Origin of the sequence: Solidesulfovibrio magneticus RS-1, from assembly GCF_000010665.1 — a bacterium.
Lineage (GTDB): Bacteria > Desulfobacterota > Desulfovibrionia > Desulfovibrionales > Desulfovibrionaceae > Solidesulfovibrio > Solidesulfovibrio magneticus.
In genome coordinates this window covers 2,598,646-2,619,873 of sequence record NC_012796.1, presented here as the reverse complement: position 1 = coordinate 2,619,873, position 21,228 = coordinate 2,598,646, and the positions used below count along the sequence as shown (strand labels likewise).

21 protein-coding genes are annotated in these 21,228 nt (G+C 65.7%); 8 read left to right on the top strand and 13 right to left on the bottom strand.

From position 1 onward, the window contains the following. Window positions 1–92 precede the first annotated feature (92 nt). Window positions 93–350 (top strand): hypothetical protein, encoded by a 258-nt coding sequence (locus DMR_RS11150; protein ID WP_148208413.1) that lies wholly within the window; start codon window positions 93–95, stop codon window positions 348–350. Here DMR_RS11150 and DMR_RS11145 read toward each other — a convergent pair. From DMR_RS11145 to DMR_RS11120, 6 genes are all read right to left on the bottom strand, one after another. Beyond that, window positions 334–3,207, bottom strand: a complete 2,874-nt coding sequence (locus DMR_RS11145) for a fused MFS/spermidine synthase (protein WP_043600534.1) — start codon at window positions 3,205–3,207, stop codon at window positions 334–336. The genes DMR_RS11150 and DMR_RS11145 overlap by 17 nt on opposite strands. Before the next feature lie 69 nt (window positions 3,208–3,276). Continuing rightward, window positions 3,277–3,912 carry an endonuclease III gene (gene nth, locus DMR_RS11140; protein WP_015861006.1) on the bottom strand — a complete coding sequence of 212 codons (636 nt, stop codon included), beginning with the start codon at window positions 3,910–3,912 and terminating at the stop codon, window positions 3,277–3,279. A 65-nt stretch (window positions 3,913–3,977) separates the two neighbouring features. Beyond that, a complete protein-coding gene (locus DMR_RS11135; RefSeq protein WP_015861005.1) occupies window positions 3,978–4,532 on the bottom strand; it encodes a pyruvoyl-dependent arginine decarboxylase in 555 nt (184 codons plus the stop codon). 46 nt (window positions 4,533–4,578) lie between these two features. After that, window positions 4,579–5,367, bottom strand: coding sequence for an SPOR domain-containing protein (locus DMR_RS11130; RefSeq protein WP_015861004.1), 789 nt, complete (start codon window positions 5,365–5,367; stop codon window positions 4,579–4,581). A gap of 55 nt (window positions 5,368–5,422) precedes the next feature. Further along, window positions 5,423–7,078, bottom strand: a complete 1,656-nt coding sequence (gene argS, locus DMR_RS11125) for an arginine--tRNA ligase (RefSeq protein ID WP_015861003.1) — start codon at window positions 7,076–7,078, stop codon at window positions 5,423–5,425. A gap of 4 nt (window positions 7,079–7,082) precedes the next feature. Continuing rightward, window positions 7,083–8,033, bottom strand: a complete 951-nt coding sequence (locus DMR_RS11120; RefSeq protein ID WP_015861002.1) for an ACP S-malonyltransferase — start codon at window positions 8,031–8,033, stop codon at window positions 7,083–7,085. Between the two features lie 98 nt (window positions 8,034–8,131). Between DMR_RS11120 and DMR_RS11115 the strand changes: the two genes are divergently transcribed. Then, complete coding sequence (locus DMR_RS11115) at window positions 8,132–8,827, top strand: 16S rRNA (guanine(527)-N(7))-methyltransferase RsmG (protein ID WP_148208412.1); 696 nt, start codon at window positions 8,132–8,134, stop codon at window positions 8,825–8,827. Here the strand turns inward: DMR_RS11115 and DMR_RS11110 are convergent. Continuing rightward, window positions 8,788–9,018, bottom strand: coding sequence for a hypothetical protein (locus tag DMR_RS11110; protein ID WP_015861000.1), 231 nt, complete (start codon window positions 9,016–9,018; stop codon window positions 8,788–8,790). The two genes, DMR_RS11115 and DMR_RS11110, sit on opposite strands and share 40 nt — an antisense overlap. A gap of 19 nt (window positions 9,019–9,037) precedes the next feature. Further along, window positions 9,038–9,502: a 23S rRNA (pseudouridine(1915)-N(3))-methyltransferase RlmH gene (locus DMR_RS11105; RefSeq protein ID WP_015860999.1), complete on the bottom strand. Its 465-nt coding sequence runs from the start codon at window positions 9,500–9,502 to the stop codon at window positions 9,038–9,040. Between the two features lie 126 nt (window positions 9,503–9,628). Here DMR_RS11105 and DMR_RS11100 point away from each other — a divergent pair, with 126 nt between their 5' ends. The 3 genes from DMR_RS11100 (at window position 9,629) to DMR_RS11090 (ending at window position 12,566) form a co-directional block, all read left to right on the top strand. Next, window positions 9,629–10,219 carry a DUF4390 domain-containing protein gene (locus tag DMR_RS11100; RefSeq protein ID WP_015860998.1) on the top strand — a complete coding sequence of 197 codons (591 nt, stop codon included), beginning with the start codon at window positions 9,629–9,631 and terminating at the stop codon, window positions 10,217–10,219. 75 nt (window positions 10,220–10,294) lie between these two features. Then, window positions 10,295–11,221, top strand: coding sequence for a TIGR01777 family oxidoreductase (locus DMR_RS11095; RefSeq protein WP_015860997.1), 927 nt, complete (start codon window positions 10,295–10,297; stop codon window positions 11,219–11,221). Continuing rightward, window positions 11,214–12,566 carry an HD domain-containing phosphohydrolase gene (locus DMR_RS11090; RefSeq protein WP_015860996.1) on the top strand — a complete coding sequence of 451 codons (1,353 nt, stop codon included), beginning with the start codon at window positions 11,214–11,216 and terminating at the stop codon, window positions 12,564–12,566. The genes DMR_RS11095 and DMR_RS11090 overlap by 8 nt, the downstream gene beginning before the upstream one ends. Window positions 12,567–12,661: 95 nt before the next feature. Here DMR_RS11090 and DMR_RS11085 read toward each other — a convergent pair whose 3' ends face one another. Together DMR_RS11085 and DMR_RS11080 are read right to left on the bottom strand one after the other, a co-directional pair. Next, on the bottom strand, window positions 12,662–13,372 hold the full coding sequence (locus DMR_RS11085) for a polyphenol oxidase family protein (protein ID WP_015860995.1): 711 nt from the start codon (window positions 13,370–13,372) through the stop codon (window positions 12,662–12,664). Further along, complete coding sequence (locus DMR_RS11080) at window positions 13,369–13,992, bottom strand: 5-formyltetrahydrofolate cyclo-ligase (protein WP_015860994.1); 624 nt, start codon at window positions 13,990–13,992, stop codon at window positions 13,369–13,371. Before DMR_RS11080 ends, DMR_RS11085 begins: the two co-directional genes overlap by 4 nt. Window positions 13,993–14,054: 62 nt before the next feature. Here DMR_RS11080 and DMR_RS11075 point away from each other — a divergent pair, with 62 nt between their 5' ends. The 3 genes from DMR_RS11075 (at window position 14,055) to DMR_RS11065 (ending at window position 17,413) form a co-directional block, all read left to right on the top strand. Next, window positions 14,055–14,723 (top strand): metallophosphoesterase, encoded by a 669-nt coding sequence (locus DMR_RS11075; RefSeq protein WP_015860993.1) that lies wholly within the window; start codon window positions 14,055–14,057, stop codon window positions 14,721–14,723. Between the two features lie 105 nt (window positions 14,724–14,828). Beyond that, the gene (locus DMR_RS11070) at window positions 14,829–16,583 is read left to right on the top strand and encodes a response regulator (protein ID WP_043600529.1); all 1,755 of its coding nucleotides are present in this window, start codon (window positions 14,829–14,831) and stop codon (window positions 16,581–16,583) included. Window positions 16,584–16,648: 65 nt separating this feature from the next. Beyond that, window positions 16,649–17,413 carry an exodeoxyribonuclease III gene (locus DMR_RS11065; RefSeq protein ID WP_015860991.1) on the top strand — a complete coding sequence of 255 codons (765 nt, stop codon included), beginning with the start codon at window positions 16,649–16,651 and terminating at the stop codon, window positions 17,411–17,413. 127 nt (window positions 17,414–17,540) lie between these two features. Here DMR_RS11065 and DMR_RS11060 read toward each other — a convergent pair whose 3' ends face one another. From DMR_RS11060 to ispD, 3 genes are all read right to left on the bottom strand, one after another. Further along, complete coding sequence (locus tag DMR_RS11060; protein ID WP_015860990.1) at window positions 17,541–18,254, bottom strand: MBL fold metallo-hydrolase; 714 nt, start codon at window positions 18,252–18,254, stop codon at window positions 17,541–17,543. Between the two features lie 8 nt (window positions 18,255–18,262). Continuing rightward, window positions 18,263–19,720: a cysteine--tRNA ligase gene (cysS, locus tag DMR_RS11055; RefSeq protein ID WP_015860989.1), complete on the bottom strand. Its 1,458-nt coding sequence runs from the start codon at window positions 19,718–19,720 to the stop codon at window positions 18,263–18,265. Between the two features lie 294 nt (window positions 19,721–20,014). Then, window positions 20,015–21,217, bottom strand: a complete 1,203-nt coding sequence (gene ispD / locus DMR_RS11050) for a 2-C-methyl-D-erythritol 4-phosphate cytidylyltransferase (protein ID WP_015860988.1) — start codon at window positions 21,215–21,217, stop codon at window positions 20,015–20,017. Window positions 21,218–21,228: the final 11 nt, after the last annotated feature.

The following is a 21,228-nucleotide window of genomic DNA, read 5'->3' as shown; positions in this document are numbered from 1 at the left end:
CTGTTAAGGCACGAGGTAAGGGAGCTATTATCTCGCTTTTAAATTATCTCTCGCCATTGAATATAGATATATTTGTAATACATGATAGAGACTTGAGCACACTTAAGGCGGAGCAGATGAATGGTCCAATTTTGCACGCTCTTGGTGATGAATCAAAAAGGATTATGTTGGAAGAGAATATCGAAAATGTGCTTGGTATCCCTGTCTCTGATTCCGAAAAACCATATAAAGCCTATGTTGCTGTTCAGCCTTGGGGTGAAGAATGGAATGGTGTCCCTGCGCAATGGCGACGGATTGTTGAGTGTGCTTTAAAAGAATATTTCCAGCCTTCCCCTAAAACGGACTCGTGAACCCGAACGTCTGGGCCAGCCATTCCATGTAGGCTCGGGCCGAGGCGCTGGCCTGGCCGCCCTTGAAGGCTTGTCTGGCCAGGTCTTCGGCCTGGGAGAGCAGCCCGGCCATGCACAGGATGTAGACCCGGGCCGGGGCCAGGTTGCTGGGGTAGCCGAGGTCCTGGGCGCGCTTGAGCTTGGCTTCGGCCAGCAGGTAGTTGCGGTCGGACAGGGCTTTGACGCCGAGTTGGAATTCGGTCTCGGCCGAGGGCGGCATGCCGGCGGCCAGGGCCCTTTCCACGATGTCCACCTTTTTGGGGTCGGACTTCATGAGCCACAGCGGCAGCACGGTGAGGTCCGTGCCTGCCAGCACGTAGTTGACGGCCGGCAGGGGCGGCGGCGGCGGGATCATGTTGTTGAGGTAGGTGTTGATGATTTGCTGGGTTTCGAACCAGGCTTCGGCCTCGGCCTTGACGGACTGGGGCAGGAGCAATGCGGCCTGCTTGGAGGTCGCGAAGCGTTCCTTGGAGGCGTTGGCGTCCATGAGCGCGTTGTGGGCGGCCACGTCGCGCTGCTGGGCCTGGGGCGACTCGGGATAGCCGGTGAGGCGCTTGGGGTAGTTGTCGGTGAGCGGCTTGGCGTCGCCGAGGTAGGCGGCCATGTCCTGGCCGTCGAGCATGAATAGCGCCCCGAGCTGGGCCGGCTCTTCCACGGCGATCTGGCGCAGGCCTTCGGCTGTGGGCGCGGTCTTCCAGGGCGTGGGGAAATCAGCCGCCGGTTTGGGGCCCTTGGGCTTTTTGACGCCCACCATCATCCAGTTGAAGTTGTCACCGGTCCACAGCGAAGCGTTTTCGAACACGTCGCTGAAGGCCTTGAGGATGGCTTTGGCGTCGCCGGGCGAGATTTCGAACACGGGCAGCCAATAGGTGACCATGCCGCCGTCGTTTAAGCGGTCGCGCATGAGCGCGAAGTATTCGCGGGAATAGAGGTTGACCACGCCGGCCATCATGGGCGGCGGCGGCTCGGCCGTGATGATGTCGTACTTGCGCTGGCTGGCCAGCAGGTAGAAGCGGCCGTCCTCGACATGGGCGCGCACACGCGGGTCGTCCAGGGGATTGGTCCCGGGTTGGGGATGGACCACCTGGCTGCCGGCCAGGACGTCACGGGAGATGTCCACCACGTCGATGCGTTCCAGGCCCTTGTTCTCGACCAGGGCCGAGGCCGTGGAGCCGGTGCCGAAGCAGATGAGCAGGGCGGACTTGGGATTGGGCAGCACGGCCTGGGGGAAGTAGGCGAACAGCTTCATGTAGCGCCGCGCGCCCCGGTCGGTGGAAGACATGGAGTAACCGTCGGTGACGAGGCGGTAGTAGAGCGGCTGGCCGAGGTAGTCCTTGCGCAGGTATTGAAGCGTGCCGGTGACGCCTTCCACGGTGCGCACCAGGATTTCGCCGTCCTTGAGGAAATCGACGCAGGCCTTGTTCAGGTACTGGCGCATGACGCCGAAGGGAAAGGCGGCCAGGAACAGGGTAAAGGCGGCGGTTGCGATCTGCAGGAAGCGGCCGGTACGAAAGGACGGCCAGGGCGCGCTGCCGCCGGCGCACAGCAGGGCCGGCGCGAGATACAGGGCGCACAGGGCAAACAGGGCCTTTTCCATGCCCAGGGCCGGGATGAGGACAAAGCCGCCGAGAAGCGGGCCGGCCATGGCCCCGAGGGTATTGGCCATGGCAATGAGGCCGGCCGAGCGCGCCCGGTCGCCGACCTCGCGGTGGAAGGCCTCGCCCAGGGCCGTGAAAAGGATGCCCGAGAGAAAGGCTGACGGGAACATGAGGGTGACCGACAGCACGGCCACATAGCGCCAGTCCAGGGACTGGTAGCCTTCGATGGTGACGCCCGAGGCGGCTTCAAAAAGCCGAAACGAGGCCAGGGCGGCAGCGGCCGTAAGCAGGGCCAGGGGCGCGGCGATGCGCCGACCGTCGGCTTCGCGCCGTAGCCACCAGCCGGCGAACATGCCGCCAAGGCCGATGCCGGCCAGGATCACGGCCAGCATGACGGCAAAGGCCAGGCTCGTGGAGCGCACAAAGAGCTGCAAAAAGCGCATCCAGACGACTTCCAGGGCCAAAAAGGCCGCGCCGCAGCAAAAGCCGGCCGCCAGCAGCCGCTTGGCCCGAGGGCTTAGGCGCACGGGAGCAGTCTTGGCCGCCTCGTCATCCCGGACCGGCTCGTCCCGGAAACGCCGGGCGATGGCCAAGGCTCCCCCGGCGGCCAGGAGGTTTAAGCCGCAGGCCACCAGCCCCGTGCCGGAAAGGCCCAGAGGGGCGATGAGGACCATCTCACCGAGCAGCGCCCCCAGGCAGGCCCCCAGGGTGTTGATGCCGTACAGTCGGCCCAGGGCCTTGCCAAATTCGCCGGGCCGACGGGCCAGGGCCTTGACCAGAAGCGGCAGGGTGGCGCCCATGGCCGTGGCCGGCAGCAGGAAGAGCAAAAACGAGAAGGAAAAGCGCAGGGTATTAAGAAGCATCGGCTTGTCCAAGGCAGGATGGAGCACTGCCCCGAGCCAGACCGTCAGCCAGGGAAAGCCCAGGACGAGCATCAACCCCCACAGGCCGACCAGGACTTCCATGGCGGCGTAGAACCGCACCGGATCGGTGATGTCGCGGCCAAAGCGGGAAATCAGCCCATTGCCCAGGGCCAGTCCGCCCATGAAACTCGAAAGGACGAGCGCGCTGGCATAGACGCTGACGCCAAAGGTCAGCCCGGCCAGGTGGAGCCAGAGCGTTTCAAACAGCAGCGCCGACGCGCCGGAAACGAGAAAGACGGCGGCGAGGACCAGTCGGTCGGCGCGGGTGGCATGGGGGGAGGCGGCAGTGGCCGGCATGGCTGACCTCGGGAGCGCGCCGCTGCGGGACCGGCGGGCCGGCGCCCCGGCGGGCATGGCGTAAAGACGTCACACCCCGTGTTTGGGGCAGACGTCGTTGAGCACGCAGTCGCCGCACTGGGGCCGGCGAGCCTTGCACACCTCGCGTCCAAAAAGGACGAGGAGGTGGTTGATCTCGCCGTAAACCTCGGGGGCAAACAGGGGCATTAAATCTTTTTCAATGATGACCGGGTTTTCCGACGTCGTCAAGCCCAGGCGAAAGGACAGGCGGCGCACGTGGGTGTCCACGGCGATGCCGACGTTGATGCCCAGGGCGTTGGACAGGACGATGTTGGCGGTCTTGCGGGCCACGCCGGGCAAAGCGGTCAGCTCGGCCATGGTGGCCGGTATCCGGCCGTTGTGGCGCTCGACCAGAATCTTGCCCGTGGTCACGAGGTTTTTGGTCTTTTGCCGGAAAAAACCGGTGGGATGGACCACGGCTTCGACCTCGCCGATGTTGGCCTTGGCCAGGGCGGCGGGGTCGGGCCAGCGGCGAAAGAATTCCGGCGTGACGGTGTTGACCCGGGCGTCGGTGCACTGGGCGGCCAGCACCGTGGCCACCAACAGCTCGTAGGCGTTTTGGTGATCCAGGGCCGGCTTGGGGTCGGGATAAAGCGGGCGCAGGCGGTCATGGATGACCGCAGCACGCAAAGCCGCGTCCATCATCGGGAGCCCCGGATGGACGCGGCCGGCAGGCAGGCGAGGGTTGCCCCGAAAAGTCCCATGAGGGCTTAGGGGATGAAAACCACCGCCGAGATGGTCGTGGTCCACATGCCCGTTTCACCAGTGGTGACGCAGGGCATGGAAGCCGAGTCGATGATCTTGCCGCTCATGAGATAGGTCTCGCGGCGCTCGTCGTAGGCGGTCTCGGGGTCGAAGTCGATGCCCAGGGTGGTGGCCAGCATGGTGGAGGCCAAATCCTCGGCGAAATCGCCTATCTCCTGCTCTTCCGCGCCAAAGCCGGTGTGCTCGGAGATGTAGCCGTAGTTCGACTTGTCGGCCGGGAAGGCCATGCCCACGGCGGAGCCGACCAGGCGGTTCTTTTCGTCGGTGGCGTTTCTGGCCATGACGCAGAAGGTGATCTGCCCGGGGTTAAGGAGCTTCACGCCCTCTTCGGGGGTCAGAAGCTGGCAATGGGGCGGATAAATGCTCGACACGTAAACCAAGTTCAGCTTTTCGATGCCAGCCTCGCGAAGCGCCAGCTCGAACGACTGCAGCTTGTTCTTGTGGCGGCCGACGCCCTTGGTGAAAAACGCCTTGGTGGGAACGGAAGAGCCTGGAAGCATGGGCAGTCCTCTTTACACTCTGATTTGCCGCGAAAGCGGGGAATCCTCATAAGGGTTTTTTGCCGAGAAGTATAGCGCCTTTTTCGCCGCTCTTCTTGAGGGAGTCGGATATTTCCGCATCCGACCCCTTCACCTGGATAGTGACCCGAAATACCACGTTATTGCCGGACTTGGCCTCGCGCACCGAAGCGGTCACGCCCTTTTTCGCCAGATCCTTGACGTGGGTTTCGGCCTGGGCTTTGCCCGGGAACGAGGCCACCTGATAGGTGGCGGTATAGCGCATCCCGGCCTTTTTGTCGAAGGTCGATTTGGGATCGACCTTGGGCGTGTCGGCCGGCTTGGCCGGCGGGGGAACGACGGCCACCGCCCGGGGCGCGGCCGAAGCAGCCGGCGACGTGATCGTACGGGGCGTAGCTGCGGCGGCAGCGCCGCCCACGGGACGCACTTCGGTCTGGTCGTGGGGCTTGGCGGCTGCGGCCTGTTTCTTGGGATCGGCCGGAGTCTTGGTCGGCGCGGCGTCGGCGGCGTCGGCTCCTGGCTGGTTGTGGACATCCTCCATGAACTGGAGATCCTCGGGCTTGAGCACCGAAGGCGGGGCCTTGGCTTCGCCGTCGGGCAGCTTGGCTTCGGTGGTCGGCATCATCTGGGCGATCTGGGGCACGGCCGTCTCGGGCTTGTAGCCCCGGCCGACCAGAATGCCGAGAATAAACACCCAGCACATGCCAAGCACGACCACGATGCCGACGGAAACCACGCCGGACATGCTGATCTCAAAGGTGAATTTTCGCGGCCCCCCGTTTTCGCGGGTGGCGTTTAGGCGGCTTAAAAGCTTCATGGGCAAGGTTCCTCGTCTGTCGACAATGGCCGATCACGAGGCAATGTCAAGTCGGTTACATCTTGTCTGGCGCACTGACGCCAAGCAGGTCCAGGCCGTTTTTGATCGTCTGGGCCACGGCGTCGAGGAGCCGCAGCCGGGCCGAGGCCAGGTCGTCGCTCCCGGCGGTCAGGACCGGGTTGACGGTGTAGTAGCGGTGCAGGCGTCCGGCCAGATCGCGCAGGTAAAAGCTTACCAGATGGGGCGAAAAAGTCCGGGCGGCGGCGGCCACGGTGTCGGGATATTGCTCCAGCAGCTTAAGCAGCTCCAGGTCCTCGTCGGTGGTGAGTAAGGCCAGGAGTTCCGGCGAGGTCTCGGCCACGGCCTGACCGCGCTCCTGGGCCTTGGCAAAAAGCGAGCGCACCCGGGCGTGGGCGTACTGGACGTAGTAGACCGGGTTGTCCATGGACTTCTCCTTGACCGCGTCGAGGTCAAAGTCCAGGTGGCTGTCGGATTTGCGTGACAGGAACATGAAGCGGGCGGAGTCGGCCCCGACTTCCTTGACCACATCGGCCAGGGTTTCGAACTTGCCGGCCCGGGTGGACATGGCGATCTGCTCACCGCCCTTGAGCAGGTTGACAAGCTGCACCAAAATGACCTTGAGGCTGGCCTCGGGGTCGCGCCCAAGAGCCGAAACGCAGGCCTTCATGCGCGGCACGTAGCCGTGGTGGTCGGCGCCCCAGATGTCCACCACCACGTCGAAGCCCCGGCGGAACTTGTCGGCGTGGTAGGCGATGTCCGAGGCGAAGTAGGTCAGTTCGCCGCCGGACTTGACCAGCACCCGGTCCTTGTCGTCGCCAAAGGCGGTGGAGGCGAACCAGAAGGCCCCGTCCTGGTCGTAGGCCAGTTTTTTGTCGCGTAGTTCATTGAAGGCGGCGTCCACGGCCCCGGCCGCGAGCAGGGTCGATTCCGGGAACCAGACGTCGTGGTGGACCCGGAAGTCTTCCAGGTCCTTTTTGATGCCGGCCAGGATCTCGCGTTCGCCGTGCAGCCGGCAGATGTCGGTGGCTTCGGCCTCGGGCATCTCCAGCAGCTTGCGGCCGTGGGCGTCGATCATATCCTGGGCCAGGGGAATGACGTACTCGCCCCGGTAGTAGTCCTCGGGCTCGGTCACGGGCTCGCCGATGAGCTCCTTGTAGCGATAGAGGATGGACATGCCCAGGATGCGCATCTGGCGGCCGGCATCGTTGATGTAGTATTCGGTCTCCACGGTGAAGCCGGCGGCCCGAAGCACCCGGGCCAGGCTGTCGCCCACGGCCGCGCCGCGTCCGTGGCCGATATGCAGCGGCCCGGTGGGGTTGGCCGAGACAAACTCCACCTGTATTTTCACGCCCTGGCCGATGTCGAGCAGGCCGTAGCCGTCGCCGGCCTTGGCCACGTCGCAAACCGTCTCCTGCCAGAAGGCCGGCGTGAAGGCGACATTGAGAAAGCCCGGGCCGGCGACCTCCACCGAGGCCAGCCGGGGATCGGCGGCCAGGGCCTGGCGCAGGGACTCGGCCAGTTCCCGGGGCGGCTTCTTGGCCGCCTTGGAGGCCATCATGGCCACGTTGGTGGCCAGATCGCCGTGGGCCTTGTCCCGGGGCGGCTCAATGGTGGTCTTGACCGGCCAGGCAATGCCCTGGTTTTCCAGGGCGCTGGCCAGAAGATCGCGCAAAATGGCGGTGGCGCGCATGGAATCAGGCCTCCAAAGCGGCGGCGTCGGCAGGTTTGGCCACGGAAACGCCCGTATAAGGTTCGCCGCATTCCTTGAGGTTGGCGGAAAGGAGCTTGGTCAGCACGCCCTTGGGGCCAAGCTCCACAAAGGTGCGCGCGCCGGCCTGCCACAGGGCGGCCAGAGTGTCGATCCAGCGCACCTGCGAGGTCATCTGGCGGCACATGAGGTCAAGCGCCTTGGCTGCGTCGGGCTCGGGGCGGCCGGTGACGTTGTGGAAGACCGGAGCGACCGACGGGGCGCGCAGCCCGGCCCGGCGCAGGGCCTTTTCCAGTTCGGCGGCCGGCTCGGCCATGAGCGGGCTGTGAAACGCGCCGCTGACGGCCAGGGGCACAGCCCGGCCCTTCTTGTCCTTGACCAGGGCGGCGGCGGCCTCCACAGCCGCGGCTTCGCCGGAAATGACGTACTGCCCCGGGGAGTTGTAGTTGGCGACCAAAAGGATCTTGCCGGTCGACTCGCCCGCCTGGCGCACCACGTCCTCGATGTCGTCAAGAGAGAGCTTGAGCACGGCGGCCATCCGGCCGTCGCCGCCTGCGGCTTCGGCCATGAGCCGGCCGCGAAGGCTGGTCAGTTCGAACACGGCCGGAATCTCGACCATGCCCGAGGCGGCCAGGGCGGCGTATTCGCCAAGGCTGTGCCCGACAAACCCGACCAGCGGGGTCAGTTTCGACTTGAGATGAAACCACAGGCCCAGGGTCACGGCGGTCATGGCGGGCTGGAGAGAGCGGGTATCGGCCATGGCCGCTTCGTCGCCCTCCCAGTAGATTTCACGCAGGGGGAGGCCCGAGGCCTTTTCCGCCATCAACCACAGCTGCGCCGCCTCGGCCGAAGCCTCGGCCAGTTCGCGGCCCATGCCTTTTTCCTGGGAACCCTGGCCGGGGAACAGCACGGCCAGGCGGTTTTCGGTTGCGCTCACGTTCGCCTCTCCTTAAGAGCTTTTCGCATCGTTTCGGCCGCGATTGGTAGAGCAACGGGCCTAAATGTGCAACGGTCAATTTTGACGTGGAGGAACCCGTGGAGCAAGGACAATCGGGGCTGGACACCGCCGGCGTGGCCCAGGCGGCGGCGAGCCTGGGGCGCGGGCTGATGCCTGAACAAGCCGAAAAACTGGCCGGCTATCTGACGCTTTTGACCCGCTGGCGCGGCCGGGTCAATCTGGTCGGACCATCGGACTGGCGCGAGATACTGGAAACGCTCATCGCCGATTCCTGGCATGTGGCTGATTTCCTGTCCGGCCCGGGCGCGGCGTTTTTGCCGCCGGCCGGCGAGTCTGTCGTGTCCCTGGATTTCGGGGCCGGGGCCGGGCTGCCCGGCGTGCCGCTGCGGGCCTTTTGGAACCGGGGCGACTACCATCTGCTCGAAGCCCGGCAAAAACGGGCGGTCTTTCTTGGCGAATGCGCCGCGCGCCTGGGTTTTGCCGGCCTTTTTGCCGCCGAGGGTCGGGTGGAGGCCACGGTACCGCCCATTGTGGCGGCCCATCCCGGCGCGTTCATCCTGTGCCTGAGCCGCGCCTTCGCGCCTTGGCCGCAGTTTTTGGCCATCTGCCGGGAACTCGTGCCTCGGCCCATGGCCGTGCTGACCATGACGGGCACGCCGCCGCAAGGCGACGAAATCCCGCCGGGCTTTGCCCTGAGCGCGGCCGGCGACTACCGGATTGGCGACAAGACGCGTTACATTTCGCTGTTCTCGCCCTGGGCCGAGGCCAGATAGGCGTCCTTGAAAATAAGCCGGGTGGCCGTGGCGTCGGCGGCTTCGGCCAGGTCCATGAGCGTCTCCAGGAAATCGAGGATTTCGCCCTTGTCGGCTTCGGAGGCGTTTTCGAAGTCGAAAACGATGTCGCCGGAGACGAAATATTCGCGCAGCTTTTCCAGATAGGCGGCGTTGATGAGCGGCAGGGCCATGGGCGGTGATCCTTGTGCGTTAGTGGTGATAGGGCGCGCCGGCGTTGATGGAGGCAGCGCGGTAGAGCTGTTCGTAGAGCACCACCCGGGCCAATTCGTGGGGCAGGGTGCCCGGCCCCAGGGCCAGGAGGCGGTCGGCCCGGTCGAGGACGGCTTTGTCCAGGCCAAAGGGGCCGCCGATAACAAAGGCGGGAGCGCGGCCCGGATCTTCGATGCGCTTTTTGAGCAGCGCGGCCAGTTCGGTCGAGGGCAGGGACGGGCCGTGCTCGTCCAGGACCACCACGAAGTCGCGCGGGGCCAGGGCCGCCAGCACGGCCTTGGCCTCCTCGGCCTTGCGCCGGGCCGGATCGGCCGATTTGCCGTCCCGGGCGAGAATCTCCTCGGCCGGCAGGTAGCGTCGAACGGCCGTCAGGTAATGGGCGCAGGCTTCGCGGAAGTACGGGGTTCGGACCTGGCCGACGGCGATGAGTCGAAGGGGTTTCATAGGTTTGGCGGCCGCTGCGGCGGACCTGCCGGGGTGGTAGCCGAGGGGGGCGTTGTTGTCAAAGCGGCCGCCTTGGTTTAGGGCATGATCGGTGGGGTCGCGTCTTTCGCCCCACGTTGGAGCGGCATGTCGTTTATGCGCCTTGGGACGATGACACGTCGGCGGTTTGCCGCCTGCCTGGTCTGGGCTCTGGCCGGGGTCTTGTGTTGCGGCGCCTATGCGCCGGCTTCGGCCCAGGAACTGCTTTTGACCAACCTCGTGCTCAACAACTACGAGGGCCGCATCCGGGTGCGCTTCGGCATCGAACCCACCGGGCTAGATCGCATCGTCCAGGTCCTGGACGTCGGCGAGCGCCTGAACCTGCGTTGTCGAGCCAGACTCTCCCTCAAACGGGATTACGTCTGGAACCAGAGCGTCAGCGCCGCTGCCTGGGAAGGGGAACTGCGGCGCATCAAGACCGGCGAATATGTCGGTTCCCTGCCGGGCCAGGGATCGGCCGCCGACAAGGACCTCGGTTCGCTTTTTCGCAAGCATCTCGGTGAAATCCTCATTGATCTCGGCCCCTGGGACCGGTTGGAGCGCGGCGTGACCTACGTCCTGTCCCTGGAACTGTCCCTGACCCGGCCAGACGTGTCGCCGTGGCTCAAAAACGGCCTTTTTTTCTGGTCCTTCGACGCCGCCCGGCCCGTTTCCTACCAGCTCGATTTCACCTACTGAGTCCGTGCGCGAGTTGCCATCCTCCCGGGATCCCGTATATTGAAGCCAGCCGTTTGGCGGAGCAAGGAGGGCATCATGCGCGTGGTCATCCTGGGCGGTTCGGGGTTTATCGGTCGGACCCTGACCCTTTCCCTGACCGGGGACGGGCACGAGGTCGTCATTGTTTCGCGCGGCGCGCCCCGGGCGGCCGTTGGCGGCGTTTCCTTCGCCTCTTTTGACGGCCGAAGCGGCACGGGCTGGCGGGAGAGCCTTGACGGGGCCGACGCCCTGGTCAATCTGGCCGGCGAGAACATCGCCTCGGGCTATTGGACGGCGGCGCGCAAGGGCCGCATCCTGGACAGCCGCCTGGCCGCCGGCCGGGCCGTCATGGACGCCCTGACCTCGGTGGCTTCCCGGCCGGCCGTGCTCGTCCAAGGCTCGGCCACGGGCTACTACGGCGACCGGGGGGACGCCCCCGCCGCCGAGGACGCTCCGGTTGGACGGGGTTTCCTGGCCGAAGTGGCCGAGAAATGGGAAGCTTCCACAGCCGGGGCCGAGGCTTTGGGGGTGCGCCGGGTCGTGGCCCGAACGGCCGTGGTGCTCGACGGCAGCGGCGGGGCTTTGCCTCGCATGCTTGCGCCGTACCGGTTTTTCGTCGGCGGGCCGCTGGGGGCCGGCAACCAGTGGTTTCCCTGGATTCATCTCACCGACGAGGTGCGGGCCATCCGGTTTTTGCTGGAATCCCCCGAAGCCCAAGGACCGTATAATCTGGCCGCGCCCGGAGCCGTGACCCAAAACGAATTGTCCCGGGCCATCGGCCGGGCGCTTTCCCGGCCGGCCTGGCTGCGCACGCCGGCAATGGCGCTGCGGCTTACGCTCGGGGAAATGGCCCAGGAACTCTTTTTAAACGGCGTCCGGGCAGTGCCGGAGCGGCTCACGCGCCTGGGGTTTGCCTTTCGTTTTCCAACCCTGACCGCCGCCCTGGACGACATCCTGGGCGGATCGGACCCTGTCCATGCATGATCTGGCTAGCGAAAACGCCGTGCCGGCCCGGGTGCTCGTCATCGAGGACGAGGCCGTGGTGGCCATCGACGTCTGCCATCGGCTGCGCCGCCTCGGCTACGTCGTGGCCGGACAGGCCGATACCGGCGAGGAGGCCGTGCGCCTGGCCGGCGAACTGGCCCCGGATCTGGTGCTCATGGACATCATGCTGGCCGGGCAAATGGACGGCATCGACGCCGCCGCCGCCATCCGCGACCGCTACGGCGTTCCCGTGGTCTTTTTGACCGCTCACTCCGACCGGGCCACCCTGCGTCGGGCCGGCGCGGCCGGTCCCTACGGCTATCTCATCAAGCCCTTCGAGGAACGGGAGCTGCAAAGCGCCCTAGAGATCGCCCTGTACAAGTCGCGTATGGAAAAGCGCCTGGCCCGCTCCGAGCGTCTCACCGCCGTGACCCTGCGCTGTCTGGGCGAGGGCCTGCTCACCACAGACGAAACTGGGCGGGTGGTTTTTGCCAATCCGGCCGCCGAGACGCTTCTGGGCGTGGGGGCGGCCGAGCTGGCCGGCCGCCCCCTGGCCGAAGTCTACCAGGCCACCATGGACGAGGCCGACGGCCCAAACGGGCGGGAAGCCGCCACCCTCCACAGGACCGACGGCCGCGACGTGCCCGTGGAGCAGACTGTGTCGCCCATCCTCGACGGCCGGGGCCAGTCCATCGGCTCGGTGCTGGTTTTCCGCGACATGACCCATCGCCGCGAGGTGGAGCGGGCATTGCGCGATTCCGTGGACAATCTGCGCCTGACCCTGGCCGAGACCGTTAACGCGCTCACCGTCACCTCGGAAAAGCGCGACCCCTTCACCGCCGGCCATCAGCAGCGCGTGGCCGCCTTGGCCGTGGCCCTGGCCGCCCGGCTGGGGCTTGGCGAGGACGAACGCGAGGGGATTCGCGTGGCCGGGCTGGTCCACGACATCGGCAAGATCCACGTGCCCTCCGAGATCCTGGCCAAGCCCGAGGCCCTAAACGCCATGGAGATGGGCATCGTGCGCGACCACAGCGCCGTGGGCCACGAAATCCTCAAGGACATTCCCTTCCCCTGGCCCGTGGCCCGCATGGTGCTGGAGCACCACGAACGTCTGGACGGCTCGGGCTATCCCAAGGGCCTTTCCGGCCGGGACACCCTGCTCGGTTCCCGGCTTTTGGCCGTGGCCGACGTCGTGGAAGCCATGAACTCCCATCGCCCCTACCGGGCTGCCCTGGCCCGGGAAGTCGCCCTGGACGAGCTGCGTTCTGGTCGCGGCAGCCGGTACGACGCCGACGTGGTCGACGCCTGCCTGGAGCTTTTTCTCCAAGACGGCTATCGATTGTAGTCGAGAAGGGAAGGGAATCGCCTCCGGCGGCCGGGGGGATGATCCCCCCGGACCCCTTGACGGGAAGGCGAGGCCAGCGCGGCGTCGGCTGGTTGTCAATCTTCCTTGATCCAGATGAGGCTGGCTTGGCGGCCGGTCGATTTGTCGCGGCGGTAGGAAAAGAACAGCGGCAGGGACAGGGTGCACAGGTCCAGGGAAAAGATGCGCTCACTGTCCAGGCCAGCCTTGACCAGCTGGTCGCGGGTGAGCCGCCACAGATCGACCCGGCGGGTGCGGTAGTCGTACCAGGGCCGGAAGGCCTCGCCGAATTCGCCCGCAAAAGCCGTGAATTCCGAGACGCCTGGCCCCAGGCTCGGCCCCCGCACGGCCGACAACTCGGCCGGCGACAGGCCGTAGCGCACGCAAAACGAGCGCACCGCCCGGGCGCAAAAATCCTGGACATTGCCCCGCCAGCCCACGTGCAAGGCCATGACGTAGCGCCCCGAGGCATGGGCGATGAGCACCGGCTGGCAATCGGCGGTCTTGATGGCCAGGGCGTGGCCGGGCCGGGTTTCGGTCATGCCGTCGCCGGCCTCGATGCTCGGACGGTCCAGGGTTTCGAATTCCGGTTCGAAAATCATGTCCACGCCATGCACCTGCCGCAGGCTGTGCCAGGCGGCGAAGCCCAAGGATGCCTTGAGGCTTTGCCGGACGGCGATGACGTCCCCGGGATCGGCCGCGCCGGTAAAGGCCATGGTGCGTGGCCCCGTGCCAAAGGCGCAGGCCACGTTGGGGATATCCGGGAAGGCGAAGGGGATGTAATTCATGGTGTTGTCAGGAGGGTTTGCCGGTCGGTGACCACGGCGTTGACAGGTTTGTCCCAGGGTTCGGCCGGGAGCAGGGCGATAAGCTGGAAATCGTAGCCCAGGCCTACGGTGAACGCGTTTTGGGCCATGGGCAGGGCGAGCAGACGGTCGTAGTAGCCGCCGCCGAAACCAAGCCTGTTGCCACGCCGGTCAAAAGCCAGGCCCGGGACCAGGATCAGGTCCGGCGAGAAGGCCTCCGGAGGCAGGCAGGCCTCGCGCGGCGGCTCCGGGATGCCGTAGCTCCCAGGGGCGGCCTCGGACAGGCAACGCACGCAGCCCAGGTCGACCAGTCCCGGCGCGCCATCGCGGCAGCGCGGCAAGAGCAGCCGTTTGCCGTCGGCCAGGGCCTGGCTGGCGATCAGCCCGGCGTCAAGTTCGTTGCGCACGGCCATGTAGGCCAGGATTTCCCGGGCCTGGACATAGGCGGGCAGGGCCAGGACGCGCTTGGCGGCCAGCAAGCCGGCGGCGGCAACGGCTTCCGGCGTCAGGGCGGCCCGCCGGGCCGACATGTCGCGGCGCAGGGCGTTCTTGGCCAGGGCTTTGCCGGTATCGGTCGGCTGATCTGGTTGCAATGTTTTCACAACCGTTTCATAGTAACAGGCGAACCCCGTCAGGGGAAGGGCGCGTAACCAGGGAGGACAGGGTGAGCGCAGACGCTTTCTGGATCGGCATGGGCGACATCCATGACGACGTGTCCATGCTCGGGCGAATTCCCAATCTGGCCGCCGCCGCCGGCCTGGTCGTTAGCGGCGATTTGACCATCAAGGGCGGGGCCTCCGCCGCCCGACGGGTCATCGCGGCCCTGCGCGAGGTCAACCCGGTGCTCATGGCTCAGATCGGCAACATGGATCTGGCCGAGGTGGACGCTTATCTTTCGGGCGAGGGGATAAACCTCCACGCCACCGGCCGGGTCACGGCCCAGGGCGTAGGGTTTTTCGGCTGCGGCTGGTCCACGCCGACTCCGTTCGGCACCCCCAGCGAAGCCGGCGAGGACCGTATCGCCGCCTGGCTCGAAGCCGCCTGGCAGACCGTGGCCCATTGCCCCGACCTCGTCCTCGTCTGCCACACGCCACCCTACGGTACGGCCACGGACCAGGTCGGGGGCGGAGTCCATGTCGGCAGCCGGGCTGTGCGGGAGTTTATCGAACGCACCCAGCCGGCCGTGTGCCTTACCGGTCACATCCACGAGTCCGTCGCTGTCGATGCCATCGGACGTACTGTGGTCATCAACCCCGGCGCTCTGGCCGGCGGGGGATATGCCCGTATCGAACGCAACGCCCAGGGGTTGACCGCTCGATTGTGTCAGGTTTGACCGTTAGGCATGGCCCCTGGCCAGCCCCGACGACTACGACAACCGGTCCTGTCCGGCCACGCGAGGACCGGCAAGCGCCGCCATCTGGAACCGCCCGGAGCTTCGATGCTGATCGTCAATATCATCGACATCCTGTTCTACCGGGCCTTCCTGAGCAAGATCTACCTGACGGCCGGAGTCGATTACCGTTTTTTGAGTCCGGACGCCGCCCAGGAACTGGCCGCTCTCGACCCGCCGGCGAATGCCGTGCTGGTGCAGGATTCCTATGCCGGCTGCGACTGCCGCGACCTGCTCGGGACCATCCGCGAGGCGGGCCGGAAAGCGGGTCGGGAGCTGCCCATCCTGTGCCTGCGTCCCTTCGAGGAAGGGCAGCATCAGGAACACCAAGCCTGCCAGATCCTTGGCCCAGAGGTGATGCCGGTCAATCGCCTGACCCTGGCCGGCGTGCTGGCCGAACTCAAGGCCGCCTCCCAGGCCCGCCAACCCGTTGCCGGGCCGCGCGAAATCCTGTTTGTCGACGCCGGCCGCACCCTGCTCCATGTGGTGCGCGCCGCCCTGGCCAGCAGCGGCTTTCGGGTGGTTTCGGCCCGAAACGCCGAGGACGCCTTGGCGTTGTGCCGCCGCCACGCCTTCGAGCTGGTGCTGACCAGCGTGCTCTTGCCCGGCATGTCCGGCCTGGAGCTGTGCCGCAAGCTCAAGGAAGACAACGCCGGACCGTACCTCCCGGTCATCATGCTTTCCAGCAGCGACAATGCCCTGGACATGGACACGGCCTTCAACTACGGGGCTGATGATTATCTGCTCAAGTCGTTCACCGCCGAGATGCTTTCCAAAAAAGTCTCGGAACACCTCGACATCGCCGAACGTAAGCGCCACAATAAAATTCTGGTCGTGGACGACAGCAAGCTCATCCGGGAAATGCTGCGCCACAATTTCGTGAAAAACGGCCACTGCGTCCTGACCGCCGAAAACGGGGCCAAGGCCCTGGAACTCGCCCTGGCCGAGCAGCCCGACGTGGTGGTCACCGACATCGAAATGCCCGAGATGGACGGCTACGAGTTGTGCGAACACATCCGCAAGCAGCCTGAGCTGCGCAACACCCTGGTCGTCATCATGAGCGCCCGGGGCCATGCCAGCGACATCAAACGTGGCGAGCGGCTTGGCGTGTCACGCTATTTCGTCAAACCCTTTGACGTGGAAAAGATGCATCTGGTGGTGGAGCAGCTCCTTGGCGAAAGCTACCGCCACCTGAAAAAAGAGCACGAGCACGTCCTGTCCAGCATGTCAGCGCTCATTACTGCCCTGGAAGCCCGGGACGAATACACCAAGGGCCACACCGCCCGGGTGTCGCGCATGGCCATGCGCCTGGGCCGGGCCATGGGCCTTGGCGAACGCGAGTTGCGTAACCTGGAAATCGGCTCCAATCTCCACGACATCGGCAAGATCGGCGTACGCGACGCCGTGCTCCTCAAGCCCGGCCGGCTGACTCCCGAGGAATACGCCATCATCCAGGAGCACGCCGTCATCGGGGCCGAGATCCTGCGGCCCATCGCCTCCCTGGCCCCGGTGCTGCCCCTGATCCTGCTCCATCACGAACGCTGGGACGGCAGGGGCTATCCCACGGCCATCAGCGGCGAGGATATTCCGCTGGGAGCGCGCATCATCGCCATTGCCGACGCCTTTGACGCCATGACCACCGACCGGCCCTACCGCAAGGGGATGCCGTTATCCCAGGCGCTGGACATCATCCGCGAGGAGGCTGGCCGGCAGTTTTGCCCGATCTGTGCCGAGGCGTTTCTAACCATGCTCGACGGAGAAGCGGCCGCCCCTCGTGAAGACTTGGCCGAGGAACCCGCTTGATGCCACAGGCTGGCCCCATGGCGTTGTCCAGGGGACTAGTCGGCGGAGACGACTAAAGGATTCGTATGATACTGGTGAGTTGGAACGTCAATGGCCTGCGGGCCGTGGTGCAGAAGGGCTTTTGGGACTGGCTGGCCGGCAGCGGTGCGGACGTGGTCGGCATCCAGGAGTCCAAAATCCAGACCGGCCATGAAGCGGATTTCGGCCACACCGACCAGTACAAGACCGTCTGGTGCAGTTCCACGGTGAAAAAAGGCTATTCCGGGGTCGGCTGCTTCTACCGGGCCGAGCCGTTGTCCATCGCCATGGAACTGCCCGATCCCGCTTTTGCCGGTGAAGGGCGGCTACTCCACCTCGAATACGAGGAATTCCATTTCTTCAACATCTATTTCCCCAATGGCGGCCGGGGGCCGGAGCGGCTGGCCTACAAACTCGGTTACTACGACGCCTTCCTGGCCCATGCCGAAGAACTCCGCAAGCACAAGCCCATCGTGGTCTGCGGCGATTTCAACACCGCCCACACCGCCCTGGACCTCAAAAACGCCAAGGCCAACGAAAAGACCTCCGGCTTTCTGCCCGAGGAACGCGCCTGGCTCGACCGCTTCGTCGCCGCCGGCTACGTCGACACCTTCCGGCTGTTCACGACCGAAGGCGGGCACTATTCCTGGTGGGACTACCGGTTCAAGGCCCGGGACCGCAACGTGGGCTGGCGCATCGACTATTTCTTCGTGTCCGAGGAACTGCGGCCCAAGGTCAAGCGGGCCTGGATCGACGCGGCCGTGATGGGGTCCGACCACTGCCCCGTGGGCCTGGAGCTTGACTGTCGGTAGGCTAGGACGAGGCGGCGGAGGCCGGGAATCTGCCCCCCGGCCCTCGACATCCCATTTGGGGGTCCGGGGGCCTCAGGCCCCCGGCCGCCGGAGGCTCTTCTTCTTCACATCCAGCTTTAAATTCGCCTCAAATATCTAAAATATCGCCGGTCTTGGCGTAGCGGAAAAGCGTCGTGCCGGGGCGCGTCAGGCGGGGGGCGAAGGTGTCCAGGTAGTGGACATGGCCGCCGAGGTGCATGGGGACAAAAACTCGGGGGCGCACCCGGTCAAGCAGTTCCGGCGCGCCGCACAGGCTTTCCGGCAGCCTTGGGTCGGTATTGGAATAGGCCACGTCCAGGCGCTTGCCTTCAAGGCGACCCAGTTGCCGCCGCCAGGTCATGCCCACGGCCCGGTTGGCGGCGGGCGAGTTGCCCGGCCAGTCCCACAGGGCCATGTCGCCGCCGTAATAGACCGTCAGCCCGTCCATTTCGAGCAGATAGGCCAGCCCCATATCGTTGCTTTCCAGGGCGGTCACGGTCAGGCCGTCTAGGTCCACCCGATCCTCGGGTTCCATGGTGATACGGCCCGGCGGCAGGGCGTCGCCGTAGAGGTCGGCCACATCGTCGGACACCACGAACTGCCGGGCGGCCGCGCCGCTGGTCGCGGCGACGATCTCCGGATCGAAGTGGTCGTCATGGCTGTGGGAGGCAAAGACAGTCAGCTGCCGCCCGGCCAGATGCGATGCGCAGATCCGGGCCGCCGCCTCGGGCAGATAGGCCGGGGCGGGGTAGTCGAACAGCAGCGTTCGTTCCCCCGCCTCCAGCACGAAGCAATTGTGGTGGATGTAGACGATGCGCGGCATGTCTTTGGCTAGGCGATGTCCCATTGCGGGCCGGTCGGCGTGTCCATGACCGTGACGCCAAGGCTGGCCAGCTCGTCGCGGATGGCGTCGGAGCGGGCGAAGTCCTTGGCCTTGCGGGCGTCCTGGCGCTCGGCCACCAGACCATCCACCCGGGCGGCGTCGATGCCCAGGCGCGTGAGGCGACAGGCCTTGAGATCGGCCAGGAAGGCCGTCGCGTCCGTGCCGAACACGCCAAGCACCTCGGCCCAGACGCCGAAATCGGCCAGGATGCGGCCCAGGACCTCGGCCGTCTCGCGGCTCTTGGCCAGGGTCTTGTCTTCCATGAGCCGGCCGGCCAGGCGCACCAGGCCGAACACGTGGCCCATGGCCTGGGCGGTGTTGAGGTCGTCGTCCATGGCGGCGGTGAAGCCTTCCTCGTGGCGCGACAGCTCTTCCGTCACGTCGGCCGGCAGCTTGGTCTCGCTCCACTTGGCGCGGCCAAGCGCCTGCTCCATTTGCACCTTGGCGGCGTAGATGCGCTTGATGCCTTTTTCTGCCTCGTCCAGGCCCTGGTCGGAATAGTCGAGCGGGCTTCTATACTGCGAGGAGAGAAGGAAAAACCGCAGCACTTCGGGCAGGTAGCGGGCGTAGATGTCGCGAATGGTGATGAAGTTGCCAAGGGACTTGGACATCTTCTCGGTGTTGATGCGCACGAAGCCGTTATGGACCCAGTAACGGCAAAATTCCCCGCCGATGGCCGCCTCGCTCTGGGCGATCTCGTTTTCGTGGTGGGGGAAAATGAGATCCTGGCCGCCGCCGTGGATGTCGATGGGCATCCCAAGAAGCTTTTCGCTCATGGCCGAGCACTCCAGGTGCCAGCCGGGACGTCCCGGGCCAAAGGGGCTTTCCCAGACCGGCTCGCCGGGCTTGGAGGCCTTCCACAGGGCAAAATCCAGCGGATCTTCCTTTTCCTCGCCCGGGGCCACCCGCGCGCCGGAACGCATGTCTTCCACGTCGCGGCCGGAAAGCTTGCCGTAGCCGGCAAAGGAACGCACCCGGAAATACACGTCGCCCGACGGCGTGCGGTAGGCGTGGCCGCTGTCGATAAGCCGCTGGGCCAGGGAAGCCATTTCGCCGATGTATTCCGTGGCCTTGGGCTCGGCGTTGGGGCGCAGTATTCCGAGCTTGTCCATGTCTTCATAGAAGGTCGCGATATACCGCTCGGCGATTTCCTGGGAGGTCGTCCCCTCGGCGTTGGCCTTCTTGATGATCTTGTCGTCAACGTCGGTGAAGTTGCGCACGAACGTCACGTCAAAGCCGATATGGCGCAGATAGCGCACGAGCACGTCGAAAACCACCGACGAGCGGGCGTGGCCGATGTGGCACAGGTCGTAAGCGGTGATCCCGCACACGTACATGGCCACCTTCCCCGGCACGCGGGAAACGAACGGCTCCTTGGTCCGGGTCATGGTATTGTACAGCTGCATCCTCGCCTCCCGTCGAAAAGTTCCCACCCTTTGCAAAGCCAAGGGCCAAAGTCAACCAGGGGGAGGAAACCCCTTTTTGAAAAAAGGGGTTTCCTCCCCCTGGACCCCCTCCTTCCCCAAAAACTTTTTAAGGGGGTGGGGTGCGATAGTTCAAGTTTAGCTTTAACGTTATTATAGCCAGCCGCCCGGTTACGTTGTTGCGCTCATGGGCAACCCAGGTTGGGGGTCCGGGGGGCTAAGCCCCCCGGCGGGCGCCGGGCAGCGCCCGGCCGGGTCTGGGCAGAGCCCAGCACCTTACGGGCGTCGCCAGCCGGAGACCAGGGCGACGGCTTTGATGCCTTTTTTCTCGCCGGTAAAGCCCAGGCCTTCCTCGGTGGTGGCCTTGAGGTTCACTTGCTCTTTATTGAGCCCCAAAAGCGCGGCCACGTTGAGGCGGATGGCCTCGGCGTGGGGGCTGATCTTGGGAATTTGGGCGATGATGGTCAGGTCCACGTGGGTGATGGTCAGGCCCTTGGCCTTGGCGGCCAGCAGGGCTTCGCTCAAGAACACGCCCGAGGCCATGTTGTCGAAATCCGGGTTGCTGTCCGGGAAGAGCCGGCCGATGTCGCCGCCGGCCACGCAGCCCAGCACCGCGTCGGTCAGGGCATGGAGCAGCACGTCGCCGTCGGAGTGGGCCAGCACCTCGGGCGCGCCGAGGATGGGGAAGCCGCCGAGCTTCATGGGGCGCGGGGGCTGTTTGCCGGGGTTGCGCGGATCGGCGTAGCGGTGGACGTCGTAGCCGTAGCCGGTGACGGGCACGGGCGGCGCGGCGGCCTCGGCCAGGCTGGCCAGATCCTCGGGATGGGTGATTTTCATGTTGCGCGGCGCTCCGGGCACGGTGAAAACGGGCTGGCCGTAGTGTTCGACCAGGCTGGCGTCGTCGGTGACGTCGAAATCCGGTCTGGCGTGGGCATAGGCTTGCCGCAGCAGGGTCAGGTCGAAGCCCTGGGGCGTTTGCACGGCGGCCAGCTCATGGCGGGGCAGGGTGGCGGTCACCCTGTCGCCGTCCACCTGCTTGACGGTGTCGGTGACGGGCAGGGTCGGGATGACGGCCTTGCGTCCGGCGGCCAGGGCGTCGGCCACCCGGGCGATGAGCCCGGCATCGACAAAGGGCCGGGCCGCGTCGTGGATCAGCACCAGACGCGCTTCGCGGGGCAGGGCGTCGAGGCCGTTTTTGACGGAATCCTGGCGTCTGGCTCCGCCGGCGGCGGTCAGGACCGGCAGGCCCGGGTGATTGGCATCCAGGAAGCCGGCCAGCTCACGGGTGGCCTCGGCCAGGTCTTCGGGCGCAAAAACCACGACCACGCCGGCCACGTCCGGGGACTTGGCAAAGGCGGTCAGGGCTTTCCAGTAGAGCGGGCGGCCGCCGACGGAGAGAAACTGTTTTTTGACGCCGCCCGAGGCCTGGGCCAGACGGGTTCCGGAGCCGGCGGCGAGCAGCACGGTCCACAGGGACACGGGGAATCCTT